Genomic DNA, 22,013 nt, shown 5'->3' on the forward strand with positions numbered 1-22,013 from the left:
TGGTGTCTTGAACCGGCGACCTGCAGTCAGGACTGCCGCTCCGCTGCCAAGTCAGGCATGACCCCGACCCGGATGGGTAAAAACCTGAATCGAACTTAGTTGACAGCTTCTTTCAGTGCTTTACCGGCTTTGAAACCTGGTTTTTTGGCTGCTGCGATTTCCAGCGTCTTACCGGTCTGTGGGTTACGACCAATGCGAGCTGGACGATCGGTTACGGAGAAAGTACCGAAACCTACCAGAACAACAGAGTCGCCAGCCTTGAGAGCGCCAGTGACGGATTCGATTACAGCGTCCAGCGCACGGCCAGCAGCAGCTTTCGGGATATCAGCGGATGCAGCGATAGCATCAATCAGTTCCGACTTGTTCACTCTAAGTCCCCTTATATCTATTTGAGTATGATTCTAAGTTTTTTTGGTGAAAGCAAAAACGAGTGCTGAATGGCCTACAGACACTTAAGAGCCGCTTTATAACAAGGGCTCTAAAAAACTGTCAAGGAAGCCCCCCAGGCAAATACGTACTAATGCGTGCTAATTCTTTCCTTAGAATCCGCGTCGCGTTTCTCATCCTTCGCGACTATCTCCGGAGCCACGTCCGGCAAGGGCTCCGGCGCGTATTGCAACGCAATTTGCAGGACCTCGTCAATCCATTTAACCGGTTTAATCTGTAGATCCTGCTTGATATTGTCCGGAATCTCTTTGAGATCGCGCACATTCTCTTCAGGAATGATCACGGTCTTGATCCCGCCACGATGGGCAGCCAGCAGTTTTTCTTTCAAGCCGCCAATGGCCAGCACCTGGCCACGCAAAGTGATTTCGCCGGTCATGGCGACATCCGCGCGTACCGGAATGCCGGTCAATGCCGAAACCAGGGCCGTACACATGCCCACGCCAGCGCTAGGACCGTCTTTCGGGGTTGCCCCTTCAGGCATATGGATGTGCGTGTCGCGCTTCTCATGGAAGTCCAGGGGAATGCCCAGGCTCTTCGCCCGACTGCGAACAACGGTCAATGCGGCCGTGATCGACTCGACCATCACATCACCCAGGGAACCGGTCTTGATCAACTGGCCCTTGCCCGGTACCACGGCGGCTTCGATGGTCAGCAGTTCGCCACCCACCTGAGTCCACGCCAGCCCGGTCACCTGGCCGATCTGATCCTGCTGCTCGGCCAGGCCATAACGGAATTTACGCACGCCCAGGAAGTGCTCCAACATGTCTGCGGTGACCTTCACCGAGAAGCGTTTTTCCAGCGCATGTTCCTTGACGGCCTTGCGGCACACCTTGGCAATCTGCCGCTCAAGGCCACGCACACCGGCTTCTCGGGTGTAGTAGCGGATGATGTCGCGAATCGCTTCGGCGTCGAATTCCAGCTCGCCTTTTTTCAGTCCGTTGGCAGTGATCTGCTTCGGCGAAAGGTACTTCACGGCGATGTTGATCTTCTCGTCTTCGGTGTAGCCAGGCAGACGGATCACTTCCATCCGGTCCAGCAGCGCCGGCGGAATGTTCATCGAGTTCGAGGTGCACAGGAACATCACATCGGACAGGTCGTAATCGACTTCCAGATAGTGATCGTTGAAATTGTGGTTCTGCTCGGGATCGAGCACTTCCAGCAACGCCGATGCCGGGTCGCCGCGCATGTCGCTGCCCATTTTGTCGATTTCATCGAGCAGGAACAGCGGGTTGCGCACGCCCACTTTTGTCATCTTTTGAATCAATCTTCCTGGCATCGAACCGATGTAAGTACGGCGATGACCACGAATTTCCGCCTCGTCACGCACGCCACCGAGAGCCATGCGTACGAACTTGCGGTTGGTGGCATGAGCAATCGACTCCGCCAGGGATGTTTTACCCACCCCCGGAGGACCGACCAGGCACAGCACCGGACCACGAATCTTCTTCACGCGTTTTTGCACGGCGAGGTATTCGAGGATGCGTTCTTTGACTTCTTCGAGACCATAGTGGTCGGCATCCAGAATGTCTTCGGCACGCGCCAGATCCAGGCGCACCTTGCTCTGGGCCTTCCACGGCACCTGAACCAGCCAGTCGATGTACGAACGCACCACGGTTGCTTCCGCGGACATCGGTGACATCTGCTTGAGCTTGTTCAGTTCGGCAGTCGCCTTGGCCAGCGCGTCTTTCGGCAGGCCGGCGGCGTCGATACGCTTTTTCAGCTCTTCGACTTCGTTATGACCTTCGTCGCTGTCACCGAGTTCTTTCTGAATGGCCTTCATCTGCTCGTTCAGGTAGTACTCGCGCTGACTGCGCTCCATTTGCTTCTTGACGCGACCGCGAATGCGTTTTTCGACTTGCAGCAGATCGATCTCGGCATCGAGCAACGCCAGAACGTGCTCGACCCGGGCCGACAGATCGATGATTTCGAGTATTTCCTGCTTCTGCTCGATCTTCAGGGCCATGTGCGCAGCCATGGTGTCCACCAGGCGGCCTGGCTCATCGATGCTGTTGAGCGACGAGAGGACTTCAGCCGGGACTTTCTTGCCCAACTGCACGTATTGCTCGAACTGGGACAGCAGGCTGCGAACGAACACTTCCGACTCGCGCTCTGGTGCATCAACTTCGTCGATCAGGGAGACTTCGGCACGGCAGTGGCCGTCCACTTCGCTGAAGCGCTCAACGGCGCCCCGCTGCTCACCTTCGACCAGGACCTTGACCGTGCCGTCAGGCAGCTTCAGCAGCTGCAGAACGGTGGCAATCGTACCAACGCGGTACAGAGCCTCTTCGCCGGGATCGTCGTCAGCCGGGTTTCTCTGGGCCAGCAGAAGAATCTGCTTGTCACCCGTCATCGCAGCCTCGAGGGCTTCGATGGATTTCTCGCGCCCCACGAACAGCGGGATAACCATGTGCGGATAAACCACGACATCACGCAATGGCAGGAGAGGCAATTCGATGGTGGTCTTCATGATTTCGCCTCTACGGCGGCCGTAAGGCCGTAAACAGATGGAAGTAAGCTTGAAACCAAGATGGGGTCTAGTTTCGAAAAAAACAAGCGGATAAAAGCAGTAAAAGATCTCAGCCCGAAGAAGCTTGAGAAAATGGTTGGCTGTCAGGTCGCCTTCGCTGGCAAGCCAGCTCCCACAAAAAAAAGGGGCCCGAAGGCCCCTTCTTTGTTCAAGCTGCGTGACGCTTAAGCGTCTGGCGCAGCCTTGGCGGTCGGCTCACTGTTTTCATAGATATACAGTGGCTTGGACTTGCCTTCTATCACGCTTTCATCGATCACTACTTTGCTCACCTCGGATTGCGAGGGGATTTCATACATAGTGTCGAGCAATACACCTTCGAGAATCGAACGCAGGCCACGGGCACCGGTTTTACGCTCCAGGGCACGCTTGGCGACCGATTTCAGAGCGTCGGAACGGAATTCCAGATCAACGCCTTCCATCTCGAACAGCTTGGCATACTGCTTGGTCAGAGCATTTTTCGGCTCGGTGAGGATCTGCATCAACGCAGCCTCGTCAAGCTCGTCCAGCGTCGCAAGTACTGGCAGACGACCGACGAATTCCGGGATCAGACCGAACTTGACCAGATCGTCAGGCTCGACTTCACGCAGGGACTCACCGACTTTCTTGCCTTCTTCCTTGCTGCGCACTTCCGCGTTGAAACCGATACCGCCCTTGGTGGAACGGTTTTGAATAACCTTTTCCAGACCGGAGAACGCACCGCCGCAGATGAACAGGATGTTACGGGTGTCGACCTGAAGGAATTCCTGCTGCGGATGCTTGCGACCACCTTGAGGCGGAACGGAAGCGACCGTGCCTTCGATCAACTTGAGCAGGGCCTGCTGCACGCCTTCACCGGAAACGTCCCGGGTGATCGACGGGTTGTCGGATTTGCGCGAAATCTTGTCGATTTCGTCGATGTAGACAATACCCATCTGGGCTTTTTCCACGTCGTAATCGCATTTCTGCAGCAGCTTCTGAATAATGTTCTCGACATCCTCACCCACGTAACCCGCCTCGGTGAGGGTGGTTGCGTCGGCGATGGTGAACGGAACGTTCAGCAAGCGGGCCAGGGTTTCGGCAAGCAGGGTCTTACCCGAGCCTGTCGGGCCGATCAGCAGGATGTTGCTCTTGCCGAGTTCGACGTCGTCATTCTTTTTGTCACGCTGATTCAGGCGCTTGTAGTGGTTGTACACCGCTACGGCCAGAACCTTTTTCGCACGCTCCTGACCAATCACATACTGATCAAGGATGCCGCTGATTTCTTTAGGCGAAGGCAATTTATGCGCGCTGCTTTCGGCCTGTGCTTCCTGCACCTCCTCGCGGATGATGTCATTGCACAGGTCGACGCACTCGTCGCAGATAAAGACCGAGGGGCCGGCAATCAATTTGCGTACTTCATGCTGGCTTTTGCCACAGAAGGAGCAATAGAGCAGCTTGCCGTTGTCCTCGCCGTTGCGGGTGTCAGTCATTCGTTCGATCCAAATCCGATAGGCTTGCAACACAAGATGAAGGCTATTGCGGGCTTTTTCAAGCCCGCAGGTGATCGGACCCGCCGACCAACCTTATTTTGAGCTGCTTATTTTAAGCAGGGCGCTGACTGATCACTTCGTCGATCAGCCCGTACTCACGCGCAGCGTCCGCACTCATGAAATTATCGCGGTTGGTATCGCGCTCGATTTCTTCAAGCGTACGCCCGCTGTGCTTGGCCATCAGCGTGTTGAGACGCTCACGAATGAAGAGGATTTCCTTGGCGTGGATTTCGATATCCGACGCCTGACCCTGGAAACCGCCCAGTGGCTGGTGAATCATCACACGCGAGTTCGGCAGGCAGTAACGCTTGCCCTGGGCACCGGCCGTCAGCAGGAATGCGCCCATGCTGCACGCCTGACCGATACAGGTGGTCGACACATTGGGCTTGATGAACTGCATGGTGTCGTAGATCGACATGCCCGCCGTCACCGAACCGCCCGGGGAGTTGATATAGAGATGGATGTCCTTGTCCGGGTTTTCCGCTTCAAGGAACAGCAGTTGCGCACAGATCAGGTTGGCCATGTAGTCCTCTACCGGGCCAACCAGAAAGATCACTCGCTCCTTGAGCAGGCGCGAGTAGATGTCGTAGGCGCGCTCGCCACGAGCGGACTGCTCGACAACCATCGGGACCAGGCCGCCTGCGGCCTGGATATCAGAGTTCTGCTGAATATACGAATTACGGAACATGCTCTGCAGTCACTCCCAAATAGTTATGTCTTGAATACGCATAAGCCAGCACGAAGGCTGGCTTATGGTGTTTGCTTCTTACCGCTAAAGTGATCAGTCGGCTTGTGGTGCTTCTACCGGCTTGACCGCTTCTTCGTAAGAGACCGATTTGTCGGTCACGCTAGCTTTCTGCAGAACAGTATCCACAACTTGCTCTTCCAGCACAACCGAACGAACTTCGTTCAGTTGCTGGTCGTTTTTGTAGTACCAGGACACAACTTGCTCAGGCTCCTGATATGCCGAAGCCATTTCCTGAATCATCTCGCGAACGCGGGTTTCGTCCGGCTTGAGGTCGAATTGCTTGACCACTTCAGCCACGATCAGGCCCAGCACTACGCGGCGCTTGGCTTGCTCTTCGAACAGCTCGGCCGGCAGTTGGTCAGGCTTGATGTTGCCGCCGAACTGCTGGACGGCCTGCACGCGCAGACGGTCAACTTCGTTGGACAGCAGAGCCTTTGGCACTTCGATCGGGTTGGTGGCCAGCAGACCATCCATTACCTGATTCTTGACCTTGGATTTGATCGCCTGACGCAGCTCACGCTCCATGTTCTTGCGAACTTCGGCGCGGAAGCCTTCCAGACCGGTTTCCTTGATGCCGAATTGAGCGAAGAACTCTTCAGTCAGTTCTGGCAGCTTTGGCTCGGAAACGGTGTTGACGGTCACGGTGAACTCGGCGGTTTTGCCAGCCAGATCCAGGTTCTGATAGTCCTCTGGGAAAGTCAGGTTCAGAACACGCTCTTCACCGGCCTTGGCGCCAACCAGGCCATCTTCGAAACCAGGGATCATGCGGCCGGAACCCAGGACCAGCTGGGTACCCTTGGCGGAACCGCCGGCGAACACTTCACCGTCGACCTTGCCGACGAAATCGATGTTCAGCTGGTCTTCGTTCTGAGCAGCGCGATCGGCCACTTCGAAACGGGTGTTCTGCTTGCGCAGGATTTCCAGCATCTTGTCCAGATCGGCGTCAGTCACGTCAGCGCTCAGACGCTCGACGGTGATGCCGTCAAAACCGGCAACAGTGAACTCAGGGAACACTTCGAAAACAGCGACGTATTCCAGGTCCTTGCCAGCTTCCAGGGACTTGGGCTCGATCGATGGCGAACCAGCCGGGTTCAGCTTCTGCTCAACCACAGCTTCGTAGAAGGAGGACTGGATCACGTCGCCTACAGCTTCCTGGCGAGCATCGGCACCGAAACGGCGCTTGATTTCGCTCATTGGCACTTTGCCTGGACGGAAGCCAGCAATCTTGGCCTTTTGGGCGGTCTGCTGCAGACGCTTGTTGACCTGGGTCTCGATGCGCTCAGCCGGCACGGTGACGCTCATGCGGCGCTCAAGAGCAGTAGTATTTTCAACAGAAACTTGCATGGATATTCCTCGTTGCACAGACGTTAGCCGGCCGTTTCCGACCCCAGAATCAAGGGCATGCATTCTAGTGGGTCAAACTCAAGAAGTCACCCTACTGAAAACGGGTAAAAAAGCAGCAGGCAATTTATAGGTGCGAATGCACGAGTGCACCTCGCCCCGATGGCAAATACAACCAATCACGCCAGGGCTCTGCGCCGCACCCTCCTATATAGAAGAGGTCGCCAATCATCTCCCTGACAGCCAGCCCCGCAAACAGGACCGGCGGACAGGACGGCATCATCGAGAAACATAAATACGACGAAACGCCCCGCCCCTGCGACCCGGAACTTGCGGCCGCCGAAACAAAAAAGGCGCCAGACTTTTCAATCTGGCGCCTTTCGAAATATGGGGTGGACGATGGGGATCGAACCCACGACAACGGGAGTCACAATCCCGTGCTCTACCAACTGAGCTACGCCCACCATATTGCCTGTTAAAGAAGCCAAACAACTTCTTTATCAAGCTCCAGCCAGGCCAACAGCCTGATCGAAGCTTTATTTGGTGCGGATGAAGAGACTCGAACTCTTACGCCTCGCGGCGCTGGAACCTAAATCCAGTGTGTCTACCAATTCCACCACATCCGCGGATGAAGCCGTTAAAGCAAAGGCGCCAGACTGTTAATCTGGCGCCTTTCGAAATATGGGGTGGACGATGGGGATCGAACCCACGACAACGGGAGTCACAATCCCGTGCTCTACCAACTGAGCTACGCCCACCATATCGCGTTACTTGTGCCAAAGCTGCCTAATGGCGCACCCGGCAGGACTCGAACCTGCGACCATCCGCTTAGAAGGCGGATGCTCTATCCAGCTGAGCTACGGGCGCCTTGTTAGCTGTACTCTTGGAGGACTACAAACTAAGTGCTTTCCAGTCTTGCAGAACCGTAATCCCGCTCAACCTTCTTAACCAGTGCTAGGCTGTGCCCGACAAGTGCGACGAATAGTATAGAGCCACCTGAAGGTCGTCAAATCCTTTTTAAAAAAAATTCATTTAATTAAAGGAGTTAGGGGAATTTGCAGACCAAGCGCCTTTGCCCTCACCTCATGACATGCGAGAATGCGTTCTCTTTTTTCCCCTCTCGATGGTTAATCACGCGCAATGACTGCACAACTAATCGACGGCAAATCGATCGCCGCCAGCCTGCGCCAGCAGATCGCCCAACGTGTCACCGAGCGTCGCCAGCAAGGCCTGCGCACGCCCGGCCTCGCGGTGATCCTGGTCGGTAGCGATCCTGCCTCTCAGGTTTATGTCTCGCACAAGCGTAAAGACTGTGAAGAGGTCGGCTTTCTGTCCCAAGCTTATGACCTGCCTTCCGAAACCACTCAAGAAGCGCTGACCGAGCTGATCGATCGCCTGAACGACGATCCTGCGATCGACGGCGTCCTGCTTCAGCTTCCGCTTCCCGAACACCTGGACGCCTCCAGACTGCTGGAGCGCATTCGTCCCGACAAAGACGTCGACGGTTTCCATCCTTATAACGTCGGTCGCCTGGCCCAGCGTATCCCGCTGCTGCGCCCATGCACCCCAAAAGGCATCATGACCCTGCTGGAAAGCACCGGGGTCGATCTTTACGGGATGAATGCCGTGGTCGTCGGTGCGTCCAATATCGTTGGCCGCCCGATGGCGATGGAGTTGCTGCTGGCCGGTTGCACCGTGACGGTCACCCACCGCTTTACCAAGGACCTGGCCGGTCATGTCGGCCGTGCGGACCTGGTCGTCGTCGCCGCCGGCAAGCCGGGACTGGTCAAGGGCGAATGGATCAAGGAAGGCGCGATCGTGATCGATGTCGGCATCAACCGTCAGGACGATGGCAAGCTGGTCGGTGACGTGATCTATGAAACCGCCCTGCCCCGCGCCGGCTGGATCACTCCGGTGCCGGGCGGCGTTGGCCCGATGACCCGTGCCTGCCTGCTGGAAAACACCCTCTACGCCGCTGAAACCCTGCACAGCTGAGTTTCACCGCAGACGCTGACAGCGAATCGAAGAACCCCGCCCTTGGCGGGGTTCTTTTTGCCTGCGAAACACACTCGACCACCCGACGGAAAATGACATTTTTTTCATGTTTCTCAGGACTTTCGCCTGTTGTTTGAACAACCATCGACAGTTATTCAGCCATACTCCAGAATGTCGCGCTTTTTACGAAATAGCCCGTTACAGAACGGCCTATCAACACTTTGTGAGTCTGCCAGCGTGAAAATCCGTCTTTCCATCCTGAGCCTATTTTTTGCAGTTACAGGGACTTTCCTCACGCCAATCGCCAGTGCTGACGAGACCACCGCAGCGCCGCGAGATACGAAGACACTCAAGCTCGCTTCCGGCAGTTCCCTGCTGCTGGACATGCAGACCAACAAAGTCATCTATGCCAGCAATCCTGACGTCGTCGTCCCCATCGCGTCCGTCAGCAAACTGATGACCGGCCTGGTCGTGGTCGAAGCCCGCCAGAACATGGATGAATACATCAACATCAACATCAGCGACACACCGGAAATGAAAGGCGTGTACTCCCGGGTCAAGCTCAAGAGCGAACTGCCGCGCCGGGAAATGCTGCTGATTGCCCTGATGTCATCCGAAAACCGCGCAGCTGCAAGCCTGGCCCACCACTATCCGGGAGGCTATGCCGCGTTCATTGCTGCCATGAACGCCAAGGCCCGGGCCTTGGGCATGACCAACACGCATTTCGTCGAGCCGACCGGACTCTCCCCGCGCAACGTTTCGACCGCTCGCGATTTGAGCAAACTGTTGATCGCCGCGCACAAGTACCCGCTGCTGACCGAACTGAGCACGACCAAGGAAAAAACCGTTTCGTTCCGTAAGCCCAACTACAGCCTGGGTTTCCGCAACACCGACCATTTGGTCCGCAAGCCGGACTGGGACATCCAGCTGACAAAAACCGGTTTCACCAACGAAGCAGGCCACTGCCTGGTGCTGGTGACCCGAATGAGTAATCGCCCGGTGGCCCTGGTGATCCTTGACGCCTATGGCAAGTACACCCATTTTGCCGATGCCACGCGCATGCGTAATTGGGTAGAGAGCGGAAAGAGCGCAGACGTGCCTTCCGTAGCCTTGCAGTACAAGGCAGACAAGAACCTCAAGCAGCGGCAGAGCGGCGTGGTTGAAGCGTCGCAGTAACCTTGCTGCAAACACATTAAAAAAGCCCCGATCACTCGGGGCTTTTTTTTGGTGATTCACGGAACACAGATTACGAAATATCTGTAGGAACTGCCGAAGGCTCCTACAGATGAACCTTTTTTCCGGCTATTCAGTCGTTGGGCAGCGGCATCTGGTCGTCATCCGGGATGCCGTCGCCGGTACTTGGATCTCTCCACCCCTTCGGTTTTTCAGTGGGCACCACCGTTGGCCGCGCCAGGGGATCCCTCAACGGGCTGTCCGGATCCATCACCGGATCGGTGCTTTGCTCGGGGGTCGTGGGGACGGTTTCCGGACCTTTGTCGTCGAAACTGGAATCGGTAGACATACACACCTCCATTGAACCTAAGGTTTCAGATCACCCAGTGGATCGTAGGGCTTGGCCGGAGCCTTGGGGTTGTCACCCGGCTTCACGTCCCTCGGTGCCTTGGCGGGCCCGATCGGGTCGACCTGAGGATCGGCAAGGTCCGGGGAATCGGGGTCGAAACCCAGCTCATCGCCAGAGGAATGTTCAGACGAGTGCGGACCGACGGGCGTTGTGGAGTGAGCCATGGGTGCCTCCTGATCTCGGCCCGGAACAATGATCCGGGCCTTTGAAGATCAGAGGCCGGCGACGAGCGATGGTGCCCGTCGGGTGACCAACGGACTTAATGTGCGGCCAGGGCTTTTTTCGCCTTGGCGGCGGCCTGCTCCTGACCGGCTTGAGCCAGATCGTTGGCGGCCTTGAGCCAGCGCTGCTGATCGACCTGAGACGGGATTTGCGTCGGATTCTGGATCAGCACGGCCCAGCCACCGGCGTCCTTGAATGCCGACTCGAAGGCGCTGAAGCTCATCAGTTCGCGGCGGTTCATCCCCGCGCGCAACAGGACCGTCTGCTTCTGGCGGTTGTAGCCACCCAGAATGGCGTAACGCGGTTCGGCCCACATGGCCGAGCCCTCGGTGAAGCGCACCATCACCGGATACCCGGCGGCGACCTGCGTCAACAAGGCCGCAAGGTTGCTGTCGAGGGGATAAACCACCATCCCGTACTCGCGGGCCAGGTTCTGCATGTTCTGTTGCAACTGCGCTTCACCCCCCGGCAAATGCAAGGGCTTTTCGAGCAAGCCCGGGGTGATCACGATGCCCTGCTGGGACAGCATGCTGGCCAGCACCTGCGGTCCGCTTTGATACGCATCGCCCCTGTAGAATCGGCCGCTGAGTTCGACTCGCTCCGGCAAACGCTTGATCTCGGGTGTAACGCTCCCGGCACACCCCGCCAGACTCGCCACGCAACCGGCCATCAGCATGGCCGACAAAATTCGAGAAAATACCCGCACCATCAGCTCTCTCTTGTTCAGGTTCAGACGCCAGGCAATCCCATTTCTGGCTCGGTCGTCGATCATAGGTCGCCGCGCTGCCCGGGTATAGCTTTAAACGGCAGACGAGTGCATCCGATAGAGCGAACTGGTTGGTGACTGCCGACTTTCGGTCAATAGTCTGAAATGCAGTAACGGCTAAACTGTGTTCTAAAGAGACGACAGCGAAGCGTGTGTGCCCGCAGCAGGGCAAGAGGAGGCACAGATGAGCCTGACCATGATCATTGCGATGTTGATTTGCAGCTGGCTGGCGGTAGCCGCTGCCATGCTGTGGGGCGTGCTGCGCATCACTCGCCACCACCATCACCCTGCCCCGCCCGCAACGGCGCCAGAAGCGGACGAGACGCGCAGCCAACACGCCAACGCTCACTGACCGATATTTTCCTCAAACAAACGAAAACGGCCGCCTGGGTCAGGCGGCCGTTTTGCTTTCATCTACCGTCAAGCGTCAGCGTTTACCTGCTTCTGCCGGGCCCGGCGAGACATCATGTTCAACACTTCGATAGCAGCCGAGAATGCCATGGCCGCATAGACGTAGCCTTTCGGTACATGGGCGCCGAAGCCTTCGGCAATCAGTGTCATGCCGATCATGATCAGGAAGCCCAGGGCCAGCATCACCACCGTCGGGTTGTCGTTGATGAACTTGGCCAACGGATCAGCGGCAAACAACATCACCAGCACCGACACCACCACCGCGATGATCATGATCGGCAAATGCTCGGTCATGCCGACAGCGGTAATGATGCTGTCGATGGAAAACACCATGTCCAGCATCAGGATCTGGCCGATCGCCGCAGCAAAGCCCAGGGTCACGGTGGATGTCTTGGACGTCGGATCATCCGGCGCCGGGTCCATGCTGTGATGGATCTCGGTGGTCGCCTTCCACAACAGGAACAGGCCACCGGCGATCAGGATCATGTCTTTCCAGGAAAACGCGTGGCCGAGAATCTCGATCACCGGAGCGGTCAACTGGACGATGAACGCGATGGTACTCAGCAGACCCAATCGCAGGATCAGCGCCATGCCGATACCGATGCGCCGCGCCTTCTGCCTGTGTTGCTCGGGCAGCTTGTTGGTCAGGATCGAAATGAAGATCAGGTTATCGATGCCGAGCACGATTTCCATCACCACCAGGGTGGCCAGGGCAACCCAGGCAGTGGGGCTGGCGGCAAGTTGTAAAAGGTAGTCCATGGGTCAGTCCTGACTCGTTGTAATACGGTTTAGATTTCCTGGGAGGAAGATTCGGTTTTTTCCGATTCTTTTTCCGGTGATTCTTTTTTGCTGAGCAACCCGCTGGTGGCATCGTTGAGTGCCTGTTCGGCAGCCTTGTGGGTATCGTCAATCGCCTGTTTGGCGCTTTCGGCGGCCTTGCCCATCAACTGTTGAGCGCTTTTCTCGGCCTGGTCGCAACCGGCCAATACCAGTAAAGATGTGATCAACAGCGCCGTGGCTTTAATTTTCATGATGCTTCCCTCGATAGAACGAACGGGACCGAAACGATGGCCCGTTGATAGCGATGCATTCTAGGGAAGCAAACACTTCAGGAAAATTCGTATTTTTGCGGTATATACTTCGATTTTTACGAACCAATACTTCCTTGCTTTTATGTAGGAGCTGCCGAAGGCTGCTCTTACAGGGACCGTACCTATGTTGAATTATCGACAACTGCATTATTTCTGGGTGGTGGCCAAGACCGGCAGCATCGTGCGCGCCTGCGAACAACTGAACCTCACGCCGCAAACCATCAGCGGGCAGATTTCATTGCTGGAACAGACCTTTGGCATCGAGTTGTTTCGGCGCGTCGGACGGCAACTCGAACTGACCGAGGCCGGTCGCCAGGCACTGCCCTATGCCGAACAAATGTTCCAGTTGGGTGGCGAACTGGAACTGATGCTGCGGGCACAACCCAACGAGCAGCAGATTCTGTTTCGGGTCGGGGTGGCCGACGTAGTGCCCAAGTCCATCGTCTATCGCCTGATTGCACCGACCATGGAGCTGAGCGAACCGCTGCGCATCACCTGCCGCGAAGACAAGCTTGAACGTTTGTTGGCCGACCTGGCGATCCAGCGCCTGGACCTGGTGATCTCCGATAGCCCGATGCCGTCGCACCTGGACATCAAGGGCTACAGCCAGAAACTGGGTGAGTGCGGGATCAGCTTCTTCGCCACCCCTGAGTTGGCGGCACGCTTCGGTCAGGACTTCCCGCGCAACCTGCACGGTGCGCCACTGCTGATTCCAGGTCCGGAAACCGTGGTGCGCAGCCGTTTGCAGCGCTGGTTCGCCGAGCAGCAGATCCAGCCACAGATTGTCGGTGAGTTCGACGATAGCGCCCTGATGCAGGCCTTCGGCCAATCCGGCAGCGGGATCTTCATCGGCCCGAGCGTGATTGCCGATGAAGTGCAACGCCAGTATGGCGTGCAAGTGATCGGCCAGACCGACGCGGTGAGCGAGTCGTTCTATGCCATCTCAGTGGAGCGCAAGGTCAAGCACCCCGGCATTGTCGCCATTACCGAAGGTGCCCGACGCGAGCTGTTTACAGCGCTGTAACCGCTTCGCGCGGCTTGAACGTCATCAGGGCGATGGCCAGCAGGATCGAAGCCAGAATGAAAGCGGCGGCGGCAAAGCCAAGGCCTTGCAGGCCGACGCTGTCGATCACCCGACCACCGATCATCGCGCCCAGGCCGATACCGAGGTTGGCCCCGGCGATGTTCAGCGACGCGGCAAATGCCGGCGCTTCGGGCGCGGCTTTCATCAGGCGCACATGGCTGACCAGGAACAACGCCGCCTGAGTCACGCCCCAGATGCCCATCGCCGCCGCCAGACCGAGCGGCGAATGGATGTTCGGCACCAGCGCCACCAGGCCGGCAATCATGAACGCGCAGAACATCATCGACGCCATCAGCGGATGCCGATCCACCGCCCGGCCGCCCAGGGAGTTGCCGATCAACCCGACCGCGCCGAAGCCCATCAGGCACCAACCGACCACGGTGCCGTTGAAGCCGGCCAGACGCTCGAGGATGTCGGCCAGATAGGTATAGGCCGTGAACATGCCGCTGAACACAATCACCGACAGCAACACATGGCCGAGCATCAGCGGGCTGCGCAGGATCTTGAACTGCGACACAAAGCTCACCTGATGCTGGTGCAGGTTGGTCCTGGGCAGATAGATAAACAGCAGCAGCGCCTTGGCAAAGGCGATGACCGCCAGAATCGCAAAGGCACTGCGCCAGCCGAACGCATCGGAAATCAGCGTGCCCACCGGAATGCCGAACACCGTGGCGCAGACAATGCCGAAGCCGATCTTGGCGATGGCGCGACCGGCGTAATCCGGCCCGACGATGTCCACCGCCGTTTCGCTGGCCAGCGCCCAGAACACCGGTAGCCCCAGCGCCGGGATCAACCGGGCAAACGCCATCACCCAGATGTTCGGCGCCAGCGCCGCCAGCGTATTGGCCAGGCCAAACAGGATCAGCACCGAGATGAACAGCTTGCGCCGCTCGAAGCGAGCGAACCAGGCCGTCAGGAACGGCCCGAACGCGGCCACGGTAAACGCGAACAAGGTCACCAGCAAACCGGCCTGCGGGATGCTGACTTCCAGGTCCCTGGCGATAGCCGGCAACAGGCCAACGATGATGAATTCCGTGGTCAGCACCGTGAAACCGGCGGCAGACAACAGAAGAATGGGCAACAACCGCATGCACAACTCCAGAAAACGACGACACCAGCGATAGCCCGAAGGCCCACTGGCAGACATGAAAATGAGGATGGCGAATCTTAACAGAGTGTTTTCGGATGCGGTTGCACGAACCTGCAATTCGCGTTGAAGACCAGGGCGGCAGTTCGTCACAGGTCTGAAAGATCATACCTGCGCTGTGATAAAGTCCGCGCCCTGAAAAAGTACACCCTGTGGTTAATGCCGATTATTTAAGGGCGAAACCTGTGGGAGCGAGCTTGCTCGCGATGGCGGACTGTCAGACAAAGCAACTATGGACTGTGCCACCGTCATCGCGAGCAAGCTCGCTCCCACAAGAAATGCGACGTTCAACACCTTAAAAGACATTGATCCCTGTGTTTCCTTCTCGGTTTCCTGCCTGCGGCCTGCCCTGTTTGTTGCCGCAAACCTGCGAAACCATGCATTAATAAAAAATCAGAGATGCTGTTTTATGACTGCTTCATCCCCTTCTCTATTACACCGCATTAAACGCTTGAGCCTGGTCACACAGATCGTGGTCGGCCTGATCGCCGGTATTACCCTGGCCCTGTTGGCCCCCGACGTGGCGAAATCCACGGCGTTCATTGGCAAAGTGTTTGTCTCGGCACTGAAAGCCGTCGCGCCGATTCTGGTGTTCGTGCTGGTCATGGCGTCGATTGCCAACCACAAGCACGGCCAGGAAACCCACATCCGGCCGATTCTGTTCCTGTATCTGTTGGGCACTTTCGCCGCGGCCGTGGTCGCGGTGGTTGCCAGCATGACGTTCCCGTCCAGCCTGGTGCTGTCGACCCAGGACGTCGCGGTCACAGCGCCAGGCGGGATTGGCGAAGTGCTGCAAAGCCTGTTGCTGAGCGTGGTCGACAATCCGGTCAGCGCGCTGATGAACGCCAATTTCATCGGCATTCTGGCGTGGGCCATCGGCATGGGCATCGCCATCCGCCATGCCGGCGACACCACTCGTGAAGTGCTGGGCGACCTGTCCAACGGCGTGACCGTGATCGTGCGCCTGGTGATCAGTTTCGCTCCACTGGGCATCTTCGGGCTGGTGGCCTCGACCCTGGCCACCTCCGGCTTCGGCGCCTTGATCGGCTATGCGCACCTGCTGGCCGTGCTGCTGGGCTGCATGCTGTTCGTGGCACTGGTGATGAACCCGATCATTGTCTTCTGGAAACTGCGTCGCAATCCGTACCCGTTGGTGCTGACCTGCCTGCGCGAAAGTGGCATTACCGCATTCTTCACCCGCAGTTCGGCGGCGAACATTCCGGTCAACCTGGAATTGAGCAAGCGCCTGGGCCTGCACGAAGACACCTACTCGGTATCGATCCCGCTGGGCGCGACCATCAACATGGCCGGCGCGGCGATCACCATCACCGTGCTGACCCTGGCCGCCGTACACACCCTGGGCATCACCGTGGACATTCCCACCGCGATCCTGCTGAGCGTGGTCGCGGCGATCTGCGCCTGTGGTGCTTCGGGTGTGGCCGGCGGTTCGCTGTTGCTGATTCCGCTGGCATGTAGTCTGTTCGGCATCCCGAGCGAAATCGCCATGCAGGTGGTGGCGGTCGGGTTCATCATCGGCGTGTTGCAGGACTCGGCGGAAACCGCGCTGAACTCGTCCACCGATGTGCTGTTCACCGCGGCGGCTTGCCTGGGTGAAGAACAGAAGGCGGAGCGTCTGGCCTAACCCCGCAGCCCCATGTGGGAGCGGGCTTGCTCGCGAAGGGGCCATCAGCTTCAACATTAATGTTGGCTGGCACACCGCTTTCGCGAGCAAGCCCGCTCCCACAGGATTTGTGGTGTAGCTGAAAAATGCGAGCACATGAAAAAGCCCCCGCAGCCTGAGGTTGCGGGGGCTTTTTTGTACCTGGGCGGTTTAGAACGCGCCCATGTAGTCGCGCTTGCCCACTTCCACGCCATTGTGGCGCAGCAGTGCATAAGTGGTGGTGACGTGGAAGAAGAACTGCGGCAGGCCATAGGTCAGCAGGTAGGACTGGCCGCTGAAGCGCTTCTCTTTAGGCGTGCCCGGACGGGTGACGATCTCGATGCCTTCCTTGCCGTTGATCTGCTCAGGCGTGAACTCGCCGATGTAAGCCAGAACTTTGCTCAGCAGCGCTTGCAGTTCGGCGAAAGTGGTTTCGGTGTCGTCGTACTTCGGCACTTCAACTTCGGCCAGACGGGAAGAAACGCCCTTGGCGAAATCAACGGCGATCTGTACCTGGCGCACCAGCGGGAACATGTCCGGGAACAGGCGCGCTTGCAGGAAGGCGTTAGGGTCGATGTTTTTTTCAGTGGCGTGAGCCTCGGCCTTTTTCAGTACATCGCTCAGGGCATTGAGCATTTGCTGGAAAACAGGCACGGAAGCGTCGTACAGGGAAATGGTCATGGCAGGTCTCGTATGGTGACGGGAGGATCGCGGGAAACCTGTGGGAGCGAGCTTGCTCGCGATGGACGTGAACGATAACGCGTTCTGTCTGAATACACGCGTCGCGCTGGAGTCCATCGTCGGAACGCCGCCCGGAGCAAGCTCGCTCCCACAGGGGTTCGATTTTGGCCGATTATAGCCGCGTGCCGCCCTCCCGAGACCGGTCTTTTTCAGCTGCCGTACACTTTGGCCGCCGGGACCGCTTGCATCAGCAGTTGCGCGACAGCATCCCCCATCTCGCCAACCGCCCAGCGGCCCTGGCGATCCAGTTGCGGGCCACGGCGCCAGCCATCGGCGATCGACAACTTGCCACCCTCGACTTCGAACATCTGCCCGGTCACCTCGGCGGACGCCTCGGAACCCAGCCACACCACCAGCGGCGCGACGTTTTCCGGGGCGAAGTAATCGAAGCCCGCTTCAGGCTTTTTCATGGTGTCGGCGAACACCTGCTCGGTCATCCCGGTCCGCGCGGCCGGCGCCAGGGCGTTGGCGGTGATCCCGTAACGACGCAGTTCAGCCGCCTGCACCAGCGTCAGCGAAGCAATACCGCCCTTGGCCGCCGCGTAGTTGGACTGGCCAATGGAGCCCTGCAAACCGGCGCCGGAACTTGTGTTGATGATCCGTGCATCGACCTTGGCACCGCCCTTGGCCTGCTCACGCCAGTACTTCACGGCGTGGCTGGAAATGCAGAAGTGGCCCTTGAGGTGCACGGCCACCACGGCGTCCCAGTCGGATTCGCTGAGGCTGGCGAACATGCGGTCACGGCAGATGCCGGCGTTGTTGACCACCACGTTCAGGTCGCCAAAGGTTTCGATGGCCTGGCGCACGATCAGCCCCGCCGAGTCGTAGCGGGTGATGTCGTCGCTATTGGCCACGGCGCTGCCGCCCTGGCCGAGGATTTCGCCGACCACGGCCAGGGCTGCTTCGCGGTTGATGTCGTTGACCACCACCTTCGCGCCTTCGGCAGCGAAGGCCATCGCGTAGGCGCGGCCCAGACCACCGCCGGCACCGGTGATGATCACGACGCGGTTTTCACAGATTTTCATGTTCTAGATCCTTCAAATTCATCACTACGCGACACAATCCCCTGTAGGAGCGAGCCTGCTCGCGATGGTCGTTAACGAATACGCGGGGTATCTGAATAACCGCGTCGTTCTTGAGTCCATCGCGAGCAGGCTCGCTCCTACAGGATCGGTGTGTTTCCTGATTTACAAACGTTCGATGATGGTCACGTTGGCCTGCCCACCGCCTTCGCACATGGTCTGCAAACCGAAGCGTCCGCCGCTGCGTTCCAGTTCATGCAGCAGGGTGCACATCAAGCGGGTGCCAGTGGCGCCGAGCGGATGGCCGAGGGCAATCGCGCCACCGTTGACGTTGGTCTGTTCGTGCGGATAGCCCGTCTCTTTCAACCAGGCCATGGCCACCGAAGCGAAGGCTTCGTTGATCTCCACCCGGTCGATGTCTTGCAGTTTCATCCCCGCACGCTTGAGCGCATAAGCCGTGGCCGGGATCGGGGCGGTGAGCATCCAGATCGGGTCTTCGGCGCGCACGCTAAGGTGATGGATGCGTGCCCGTGGCGTCAGGCCGTAACGCTTGAGCGCCGCCTCCGAGACGATCAGCATCGCGCTGGCCGCGTCGCAGGTCTGGCTCGACACTGCCGCGGTGACCCGGTCGCAGCCGAACAGGAATTCCAGCTCGGCCATTTTTTCCAGGCTGGTCTGGCGCGGCGTTTCATCGTGCAGCACACCGGCCAACGGCACGATCTCGCGATTGAAGCGACCTTGCTCGATGGCCTGCAAGGCCCGTCGATGGGACTCCAGCGAATAGGCTTCGAGCTGCGCCCGGGACAGGTCCCACTTTTCGGCGATCATCTGCGCCGAACGGAACTGCGTCGGCGGTTGCGCGCCGTAACGCCGCACCCAGCCTTCGGAGCCGCTGAACGGATCAGTGAAGCCCAAGGGCTCGGCAGCGATCATCGCCGAGGAAATCGGGATCTGGGTCATGGTCTGCACGCCACCGGCGATGACCACGTCCTGGGTGCCGCTCATCACCGCTTGCGCCGCGAAGTGCACCGCTTGCTGGGACGAACCGCACTGGCGATCGATAGTGGTGCCCGGCACTGATTGCGACAGGCCGGCCGCCAGCCAACTGGTGCGGGCGATGTCACCGGCGAGCGGGCCGATGGTGTCGACACAGCCGAAGATCACGTCGTCGTAATCCTCGTCGGGAATGTCATTGCGCTCGACCAGTGCGCGCAAAACATGCGCGCCCAGATCGGCGGCGTGAATCTGGCTCAGACCACCCTTGCGCCGCCCGGTGGGCGTGCGCAGGGCGTCGACGATATAGGCTTCAGGCATGGTCTACCTCGGTGAAAAAATTGAAATCAAGTATTAAGGGAGCCGAAAACCTGTGGGAGCGAGCCTGCTCGCGAATGCGTCAGTTCAGTCGACAAAAATGTTGAACGTGCTGCCGCCTTCGCGAGCAGGCTCGCTCCCACAGGGATTTCGTCACCCTTACTGACGGGTTAAAACGTACTGCCCGCACCCAGCATCGGCTTGCCGTCGAACAACGCCGCACGAATCCGCCCTTTGTGACGGCCACGATCGCCCCAGACCTTGTCCAGCGCCCAGGCGCGTTTCATGAACAGATGCAGGTCGACTTCCCAGGTGTAACCCATGGCGCCGTGGGCCTGGATGGTGTTCTTCGCCGCGAGCATGGCTGCTTCCGCCGTTGCCAGCTTGGCGTGGGACACCAGCGCGTCCTGCCCCGGTTGCTGCTCGGCCAGCGCATGAGCGGCGCGGTACAGCGGGCCTTTGGCGAACTCGATCTGTACCGCGACGTTGGCCATCAAGTGCTTGACCGCCTGGAACGAGCCGACCGGCTTGCCGAACTGCTTGCGCTCGAAGGTGTAGTCCACCGCCAGGTCGACCATGCGTTTGGCCAGCCCCAGCAATTGCGCAGCACTGGCGAGGGCGCCACGGTTGAAGGCGGCTGCCCACAAGCGCCGTCCTTGTTCGCCGCTGGCCACGCAAGTAGCGGAAGTCGGCGTCCATTCGACCTGGAACAACTGACGGCTCGGGTCGACCGACTCGTTGCGGGTCAGGTGCACGGCATCGCGCTCCAGTGCATGCACTTCATCGCCATGGGCCAGCAACAGCAGATCGGCAACATGGGCATCGCTGACCAGCGGGTTACCCGGTTCGGAAACGGCCAGACGTGCACTGCCCTCGGCGACCCGCGCCAACCAGTATTGCTTGAGCGCCGCGTGTTGCTCATCGAGGGCGGCGAGCATCGGCACGCCCACCAGCATGGTGTCCACCAGCGGTTCGGGCAGACCGGCGTAACCGCATTCCTGGGCAATCAGCACGAAATCCAATTCATTCATGCCCATGCCGTCCTGCGCCTCGGGCACGGTCAGCGCGGTCAGGCCCAGTTCCACCAGTTGCGCCCAGAGTCGCTCACTGCGCCCGCTGTCGCTCTGCCACAGTTCGCGAATGCGTTCCGGGGTGACTTCGTTGATCAGGAAGCTGCGGACGTTGTCCTGAAACAGCAGTTGGTCGCGGCTGAAACTAAAGTCCATGGTCTATTCCTCAGGCACGCGGCATGCCGAGCATGCGTTCGGCAATGATGTTGCGCTGAATCTCGTTGGTGCCGGCGTAGATCGGCCCGGCCTGGGCAAACAGGAAACCTTCCAGCCAATGGCCGACGTCACCGGCGGCCGGGGCTTGTGGCAGCAGCTCGCCACGCAACCCGAGAATGCTCATGGCGGTGTCGTGCATGCGCTGGTCGAGTTCGGACCAGAAGATCTTGTTGGTCGACGATTCCGGCCCGATCTTGCCGCCCTGCACCAGTTGCGAGGCAGTCATATAGGTGCTCAGGGTGTACGCCTCGGCATCGAGCCAGGCGCGCATCACCGCCTCACCGATGGCCGGGTCGCGGTCGGTCTGCTCACGGTTGGCCAGGTACAGCTGCACCAGACGCTTGGCGGTTTCCTGGAAACGCGCCGGCGAACGCAGCAACAAACCGCGCTCGAAACCGGCGGTGGACATCGCCACGTGCCAGCCCATGCCTTCGCCGCCGAGGGCGTTTTCCACCGGCACCTTGACGTCGTCGAAGAAGATTTCGGCGAAACCCGGCAAACCATTGAGCTGCGGAATCGGCCGCACGGTGATGCCCGGCGTATTCAGCGGCAGCAGGATGAAGGTCAGGCCGTGATGGCGCTGGGACTGAGCATCGGTACGGAAAATACCGAACACCCAATCGGCCCACACCGCGCGGGTCGACCAGGTCTTCTGGCCATTGATCACGTAGTGGTCGCCCACCCGTTCCGCCTTGGAGCGGATCGCCGCCATGTCGGAACCGGCACCCGGCTCGGACCAGGCCTGGGCCCAGATGTCTTCGCCGGTGGCCATGCGCGGCAGAAACCGAGCCTTTTGTTCTTCGCTGCCGTACTCCATCAGGGTCGGGCCGAGCAGGAAGATACCGTTCTGGTTGACCCGTGCCGGTGCCCCGGAACGGTAGTATTCCTCTTCGAAAATCAGCCATTCGATCAGGTCGCAGCCGCGCCCGCCGAGCTCGGTCGGCCAGGTGACCATGCCCCAACGGCCTTCGTTGAGTTTGGCTTCCCAGGCGCGGTGCTCGGCAAAGCCCTGTTCGGTGTCGAACGATTGCAGCGGTTCACTCGGTACATTGGCCGCCAGCCAGGTCCGCGCCTCGGCACGAAAGGCCTGCTGGGCCGGGGTATAGGTCAGGTCCATGGATATG

General features: G+C 58.9%; 21 protein-coding genes and 4 tRNA genes. 5 read left to right on the forward strand and 20 right to left on the reverse strand.

What is annotated here, in order from left to right; all coding sequences use genetic code 11:
• Positions 1–95 precede the first annotated feature (95 nt).
• From ACXX83_RS14895 to ACXX83_RS14935, 9 genes are all read right to left on the reverse strand, one after another.
• Entirely contained in the window at positions 96–368 is a 273-nt protein-coding gene (locus ACXX83_RS14895; RefSeq protein ID WP_002552737.1) for an HU family DNA-binding protein, read from the reverse strand.
• Positions 369–517: 149 nt separating this feature from the next.
• Positions 518–2,914 (reverse strand): endopeptidase La, encoded by a 2,397-nt coding sequence (gene lon / locus ACXX83_RS14900; protein ID WP_015094303.1) that lies wholly within the window; start codon positions 2,912–2,914, stop codon positions 518–520.
• Positions 2,915–3,138: 224 nt separating this feature from the next.
• Positions 3,139–4,422, reverse strand: a complete 1,284-nt coding sequence (gene clpX, locus ACXX83_RS14905) for an ATP-dependent Clp protease ATP-binding subunit ClpX (protein ID WP_007982210.1) — start codon at positions 4,420–4,422, stop codon at positions 3,139–3,141.
• Between the two features lie 112 nt (positions 4,423–4,534).
• The gene (clpP, locus tag ACXX83_RS14910; RefSeq protein ID WP_015094302.1) at positions 4,535–5,170 is read right to left on the reverse strand and encodes an ATP-dependent Clp endopeptidase proteolytic subunit ClpP; all 636 of its coding nucleotides are present in this window, start codon (positions 5,168–5,170) and stop codon (positions 4,535–4,537) included.
• 93 nt (positions 5,171–5,263) lie between these two features.
• On the reverse strand, positions 5,264–6,574 hold the full coding sequence (gene tig / locus ACXX83_RS14915) for a trigger factor (protein ID WP_458548964.1): 1,311 nt from the start codon (positions 6,572–6,574) through the stop codon (positions 5,264–5,266).
• Between the two features lie 385 nt (positions 6,575–6,959).
• Positions 6,960–7,035, reverse strand: a tRNA-His gene (locus ACXX83_RS14920).
• A 77-nt stretch (positions 7,036–7,112) separates the two neighbouring features.
• Positions 7,113–7,197, reverse strand: a tRNA-Leu gene (locus ACXX83_RS14925).
• A 56-nt stretch (positions 7,198–7,253) separates the two neighbouring features.
• A tRNA-His gene (locus ACXX83_RS14930) sits at positions 7,254–7,329 on the reverse strand.
• Positions 7,330–7,361: 32 nt separating this feature from the next.
• Positions 7,362–7,438 (reverse strand) — tRNA-Arg (locus tag ACXX83_RS14935).
• A 273-nt stretch (positions 7,439–7,711) separates the two neighbouring features.
• Between ACXX83_RS14935 and folD the strand changes: the two genes are divergently transcribed.
• Complete coding sequence (gene folD / locus ACXX83_RS14940) at positions 7,712–8,566, forward strand: bifunctional methylenetetrahydrofolate dehydrogenase/methenyltetrahydrofolate cyclohydrolase FolD (RefSeq protein WP_008001570.1); 855 nt, start codon at positions 7,712–7,714, stop codon at positions 8,564–8,566.
• Between the two features lie 237 nt (positions 8,567–8,803).
• Complete coding sequence (gene pbpG / locus ACXX83_RS14945) at positions 8,804–9,742, forward strand: D-alanyl-D-alanine endopeptidase (protein ID WP_015094299.1); 939 nt, start codon at positions 8,804–8,806, stop codon at positions 9,740–9,742.
• Between the two features lie 130 nt (positions 9,743–9,872).
• On the opposite strand, the gene ACXX83_RS14950 is transcribed toward pbpG, so the two are convergent.
• From ACXX83_RS14950 to ACXX83_RS14960, 3 genes are all read right to left on the reverse strand, one after another.
• Complete coding sequence (locus tag ACXX83_RS14950) at positions 9,873–10,088, reverse strand: hypothetical protein (RefSeq protein WP_458373111.1); 216 nt, start codon at positions 10,086–10,088, stop codon at positions 9,873–9,875.
• A 17-nt stretch (positions 10,089–10,105) separates the two neighbouring features.
• The gene (locus tag ACXX83_RS14955; RefSeq protein ID WP_015094297.1) at positions 10,106–10,312 is read right to left on the reverse strand and encodes a DUF6021 family protein; all 207 of its coding nucleotides are present in this window, start codon (positions 10,310–10,312) and stop codon (positions 10,106–10,108) included.
• 95 nt (positions 10,313–10,407) lie between these two features.
• Positions 10,408–11,142 (reverse strand): C39 family peptidase, encoded by a 735-nt coding sequence (locus tag ACXX83_RS14960; protein ID WP_126050387.1) that lies wholly within the window; start codon positions 11,140–11,142, stop codon positions 10,408–10,410.
• Between the two features lie 178 nt (positions 11,143–11,320).
• On the opposite strand from ACXX83_RS14960, the gene ACXX83_RS14965 reads away from it, so the two are divergent.
• Entirely contained in the window at positions 11,321–11,488 is a 168-nt protein-coding gene (locus ACXX83_RS14965) for a hypothetical protein (RefSeq protein ID WP_177325097.1), read from the forward strand.
• 68 nt (positions 11,489–11,556) lie between these two features.
• Here the strand turns inward: ACXX83_RS14965 and ACXX83_RS14970 are convergent, their stop codons facing one another.
• Together ACXX83_RS14970 and ACXX83_RS14975 are read right to left on the reverse strand one after the other, a co-directional pair.
• The gene (locus ACXX83_RS14970; RefSeq protein ID WP_458548965.1) at positions 11,557–12,306 is read right to left on the reverse strand and encodes a TerC family protein; all 750 of its coding nucleotides are present in this window, start codon (positions 12,304–12,306) and stop codon (positions 11,557–11,559) included.
• 29 nt (positions 12,307–12,335) lie between these two features.
• On the reverse strand, positions 12,336–12,578 hold the full coding sequence (locus ACXX83_RS14975) for a hypothetical protein (protein ID WP_258681821.1): 243 nt from the start codon (positions 12,576–12,578) through the stop codon (positions 12,336–12,338).
• Positions 12,579–12,762: 184 nt separating this feature from the next.
• On the opposite strand from ACXX83_RS14975, the gene nhaR reads away from it, so the two are divergent.
• A complete protein-coding gene (nhaR, locus tag ACXX83_RS14980; RefSeq protein WP_007977140.1) occupies positions 12,763–13,662 on the forward strand; it encodes a transcriptional activator NhaR in 900 nt (299 codons plus the stop codon).
• Here the strand turns inward: nhaR and ACXX83_RS14985 are convergent.
• Entirely contained in the window at positions 13,649–14,812 is a 1,164-nt protein-coding gene (locus tag ACXX83_RS14985) for an MFS transporter (RefSeq protein WP_458548966.1), read from the reverse strand. The genes nhaR and ACXX83_RS14985 overlap by 14 nt on opposite strands.
• Positions 14,813–15,278: 466 nt before the next feature.
• On the opposite strand from ACXX83_RS14985, the gene sstT reads away from it, so the two are divergent.
• A complete protein-coding gene (sstT, locus tag ACXX83_RS14990) occupies positions 15,279–16,511 on the forward strand; it encodes a serine/threonine transporter SstT (RefSeq protein ID WP_458548967.1) in 1,233 nt (410 codons plus the stop codon).
• A gap of 189 nt (positions 16,512–16,700) precedes the next feature.
• On the opposite strand, the gene ACXX83_RS14995 is transcribed toward sstT, so the two are convergent.
• From ACXX83_RS14995 to ACXX83_RS15015, 5 genes are all read right to left on the reverse strand, one after another.
• On the reverse strand, positions 16,701–17,210 hold the full coding sequence (locus ACXX83_RS14995) for a DUF1993 domain-containing protein (RefSeq protein ID WP_015094290.1): 510 nt from the start codon (positions 17,208–17,210) through the stop codon (positions 16,701–16,703).
• Between the two features lie 209 nt (positions 17,211–17,419).
• Positions 17,420–18,295, reverse strand: a complete 876-nt coding sequence (locus ACXX83_RS15000; protein WP_458548968.1) for an SDR family oxidoreductase — start codon at positions 18,293–18,295, stop codon at positions 17,420–17,422.
• A gap of 162 nt (positions 18,296–18,457) precedes the next feature.
• Positions 18,458–19,606, reverse strand: coding sequence for an acetyl-CoA C-acetyltransferase (locus tag ACXX83_RS15005; RefSeq protein ID WP_217835769.1), 1,149 nt, complete (start codon positions 19,604–19,606; stop codon positions 18,458–18,460).
• A gap of 167 nt (positions 19,607–19,773) precedes the next feature.
• Positions 19,774–20,829: an acyl-CoA dehydrogenase family protein gene (locus ACXX83_RS15010; protein WP_458548969.1), complete on the reverse strand. Its 1,056-nt coding sequence runs from the start codon at positions 20,827–20,829 to the stop codon at positions 19,774–19,776.
• Between the two features lie 10 nt (positions 20,830–20,839).
• On the reverse strand, positions 20,840–22,006 hold the full coding sequence (locus tag ACXX83_RS15015) for an acyl-CoA dehydrogenase family protein (RefSeq protein WP_458550205.1): 1,167 nt from the start codon (positions 22,004–22,006) through the stop codon (positions 20,840–20,842).
• Between the last annotated feature and the right edge of the window lie 7 nt (positions 22,007–22,013).

Source organism: Pseudomonas sp. GNP012 (assembly GCF_054343835.1).

Bases quoted from the DNA above. Each gene is read 5' to 3' on its own strand.
- ACXX83_RS14970 (WP_458548965.1), bottom strand. From the start codon at position 12,306: ATGGACTACCTTTTACAACTTGCCGCCAGCCCCACTGCCTGGGTTGCC.
- ACXX83_RS15010 (WP_458548969.1), bottom strand. From the start codon at position 20,829: ATGGACTTTAGTTTCAGCCGCGACCAACTGCTGTTTCAGGACAACGTC.
- ACXX83_RS14960 (WP_126050387.1), bottom strand. From the start codon at position 11,142: ATGATCGACGACCGAGCCAGAAATGGGATTGCCTGGCGTCTGAACCTG.
- ACXX83_RS15015 (WP_458550205.1), bottom strand. From the start codon at position 22,006: ATGGACCTGACCTATACCCCGGCCCAGCAGGCCTTTCGTGCCGAGGCG.
- clpP (WP_015094302.1), bottom strand. From the start codon at position 5,170: ATGTTCCGTAATTCGTATATTCAGCAGAACTCTGATATCCAGGCCGCA.
- folD (WP_008001570.1), top strand. From the start codon at position 7,712: ATGACTGCACAACTAATCGACGGCAAATCGATCGCCGCCAGCCTGCGC.
- ACXX83_RS14955 (WP_015094297.1), bottom strand. From the start codon at position 10,312: ATGGCTCACTCCACAACGCCCGTCGGTCCGCACTCGTCTGAACATTCC.
- ACXX83_RS14985 (WP_458548966.1), bottom strand. From the start codon at position 14,812: ATGCGGTTGTTGCCCATTCTTCTGTTGTCTGCCGCCGGTTTCACGGTG.
- ACXX83_RS14965 (WP_177325097.1), top strand. From the start codon at position 11,321: ATGAGCCTGACCATGATCATTGCGATGTTGATTTGCAGCTGGCTGGCG.
- lon (WP_015094303.1), bottom strand. From the start codon at position 2,914: ATGAAGACCACCATCGAATTGCCTCTCCTGCCATTGCGTGATGTCGTG.
- tig (WP_458548964.1), bottom strand. From the start codon at position 6,574: ATGCAAGTTTCTGTTGAAAATACTACTGCTCTTGAGCGCCGCATGAGC.
- ACXX83_RS14975 (WP_258681821.1), bottom strand. From the start codon at position 12,578: ATGAAAATTAAAGCCACGGCGCTGTTGATCACATCTTTACTGGTATTG.
- ACXX83_RS14950 (WP_458373111.1), bottom strand. From the start codon at position 10,088: ATGTCTACCGATTCCAGTTTCGACGACAAAGGTCCGGAAACCGTCCCC.
- clpX (WP_007982210.1), bottom strand. From the start codon at position 4,422: ATGACTGACACCCGCAACGGCGAGGACAACGGCAAGCTGCTCTATTGC.
- sstT (WP_458548967.1), top strand. From the start codon at position 15,279: ATGACTGCTTCATCCCCTTCTCTATTACACCGCATTAAACGCTTGAGC.
- nhaR (WP_007977140.1), top strand. From the start codon at position 12,763: ATGTTGAATTATCGACAACTGCATTATTTCTGGGTGGTGGCCAAGACC.
- ACXX83_RS15000 (WP_458548968.1), bottom strand. From the start codon at position 18,295: ATGAAAATCTGTGAAAACCGCGTCGTGATCATCACCGGTGCCGGCGGT.
- ACXX83_RS14995 (WP_015094290.1), bottom strand. From the start codon at position 17,210: ATGACCATTTCCCTGTACGACGCTTCCGTGCCTGTTTTCCAGCAAATG.
- ACXX83_RS15005 (WP_217835769.1), bottom strand. From the start codon at position 19,606: ATGCCTGAAGCCTATATCGTCGACGCCCTGCGCACGCCCACCGGGCGG.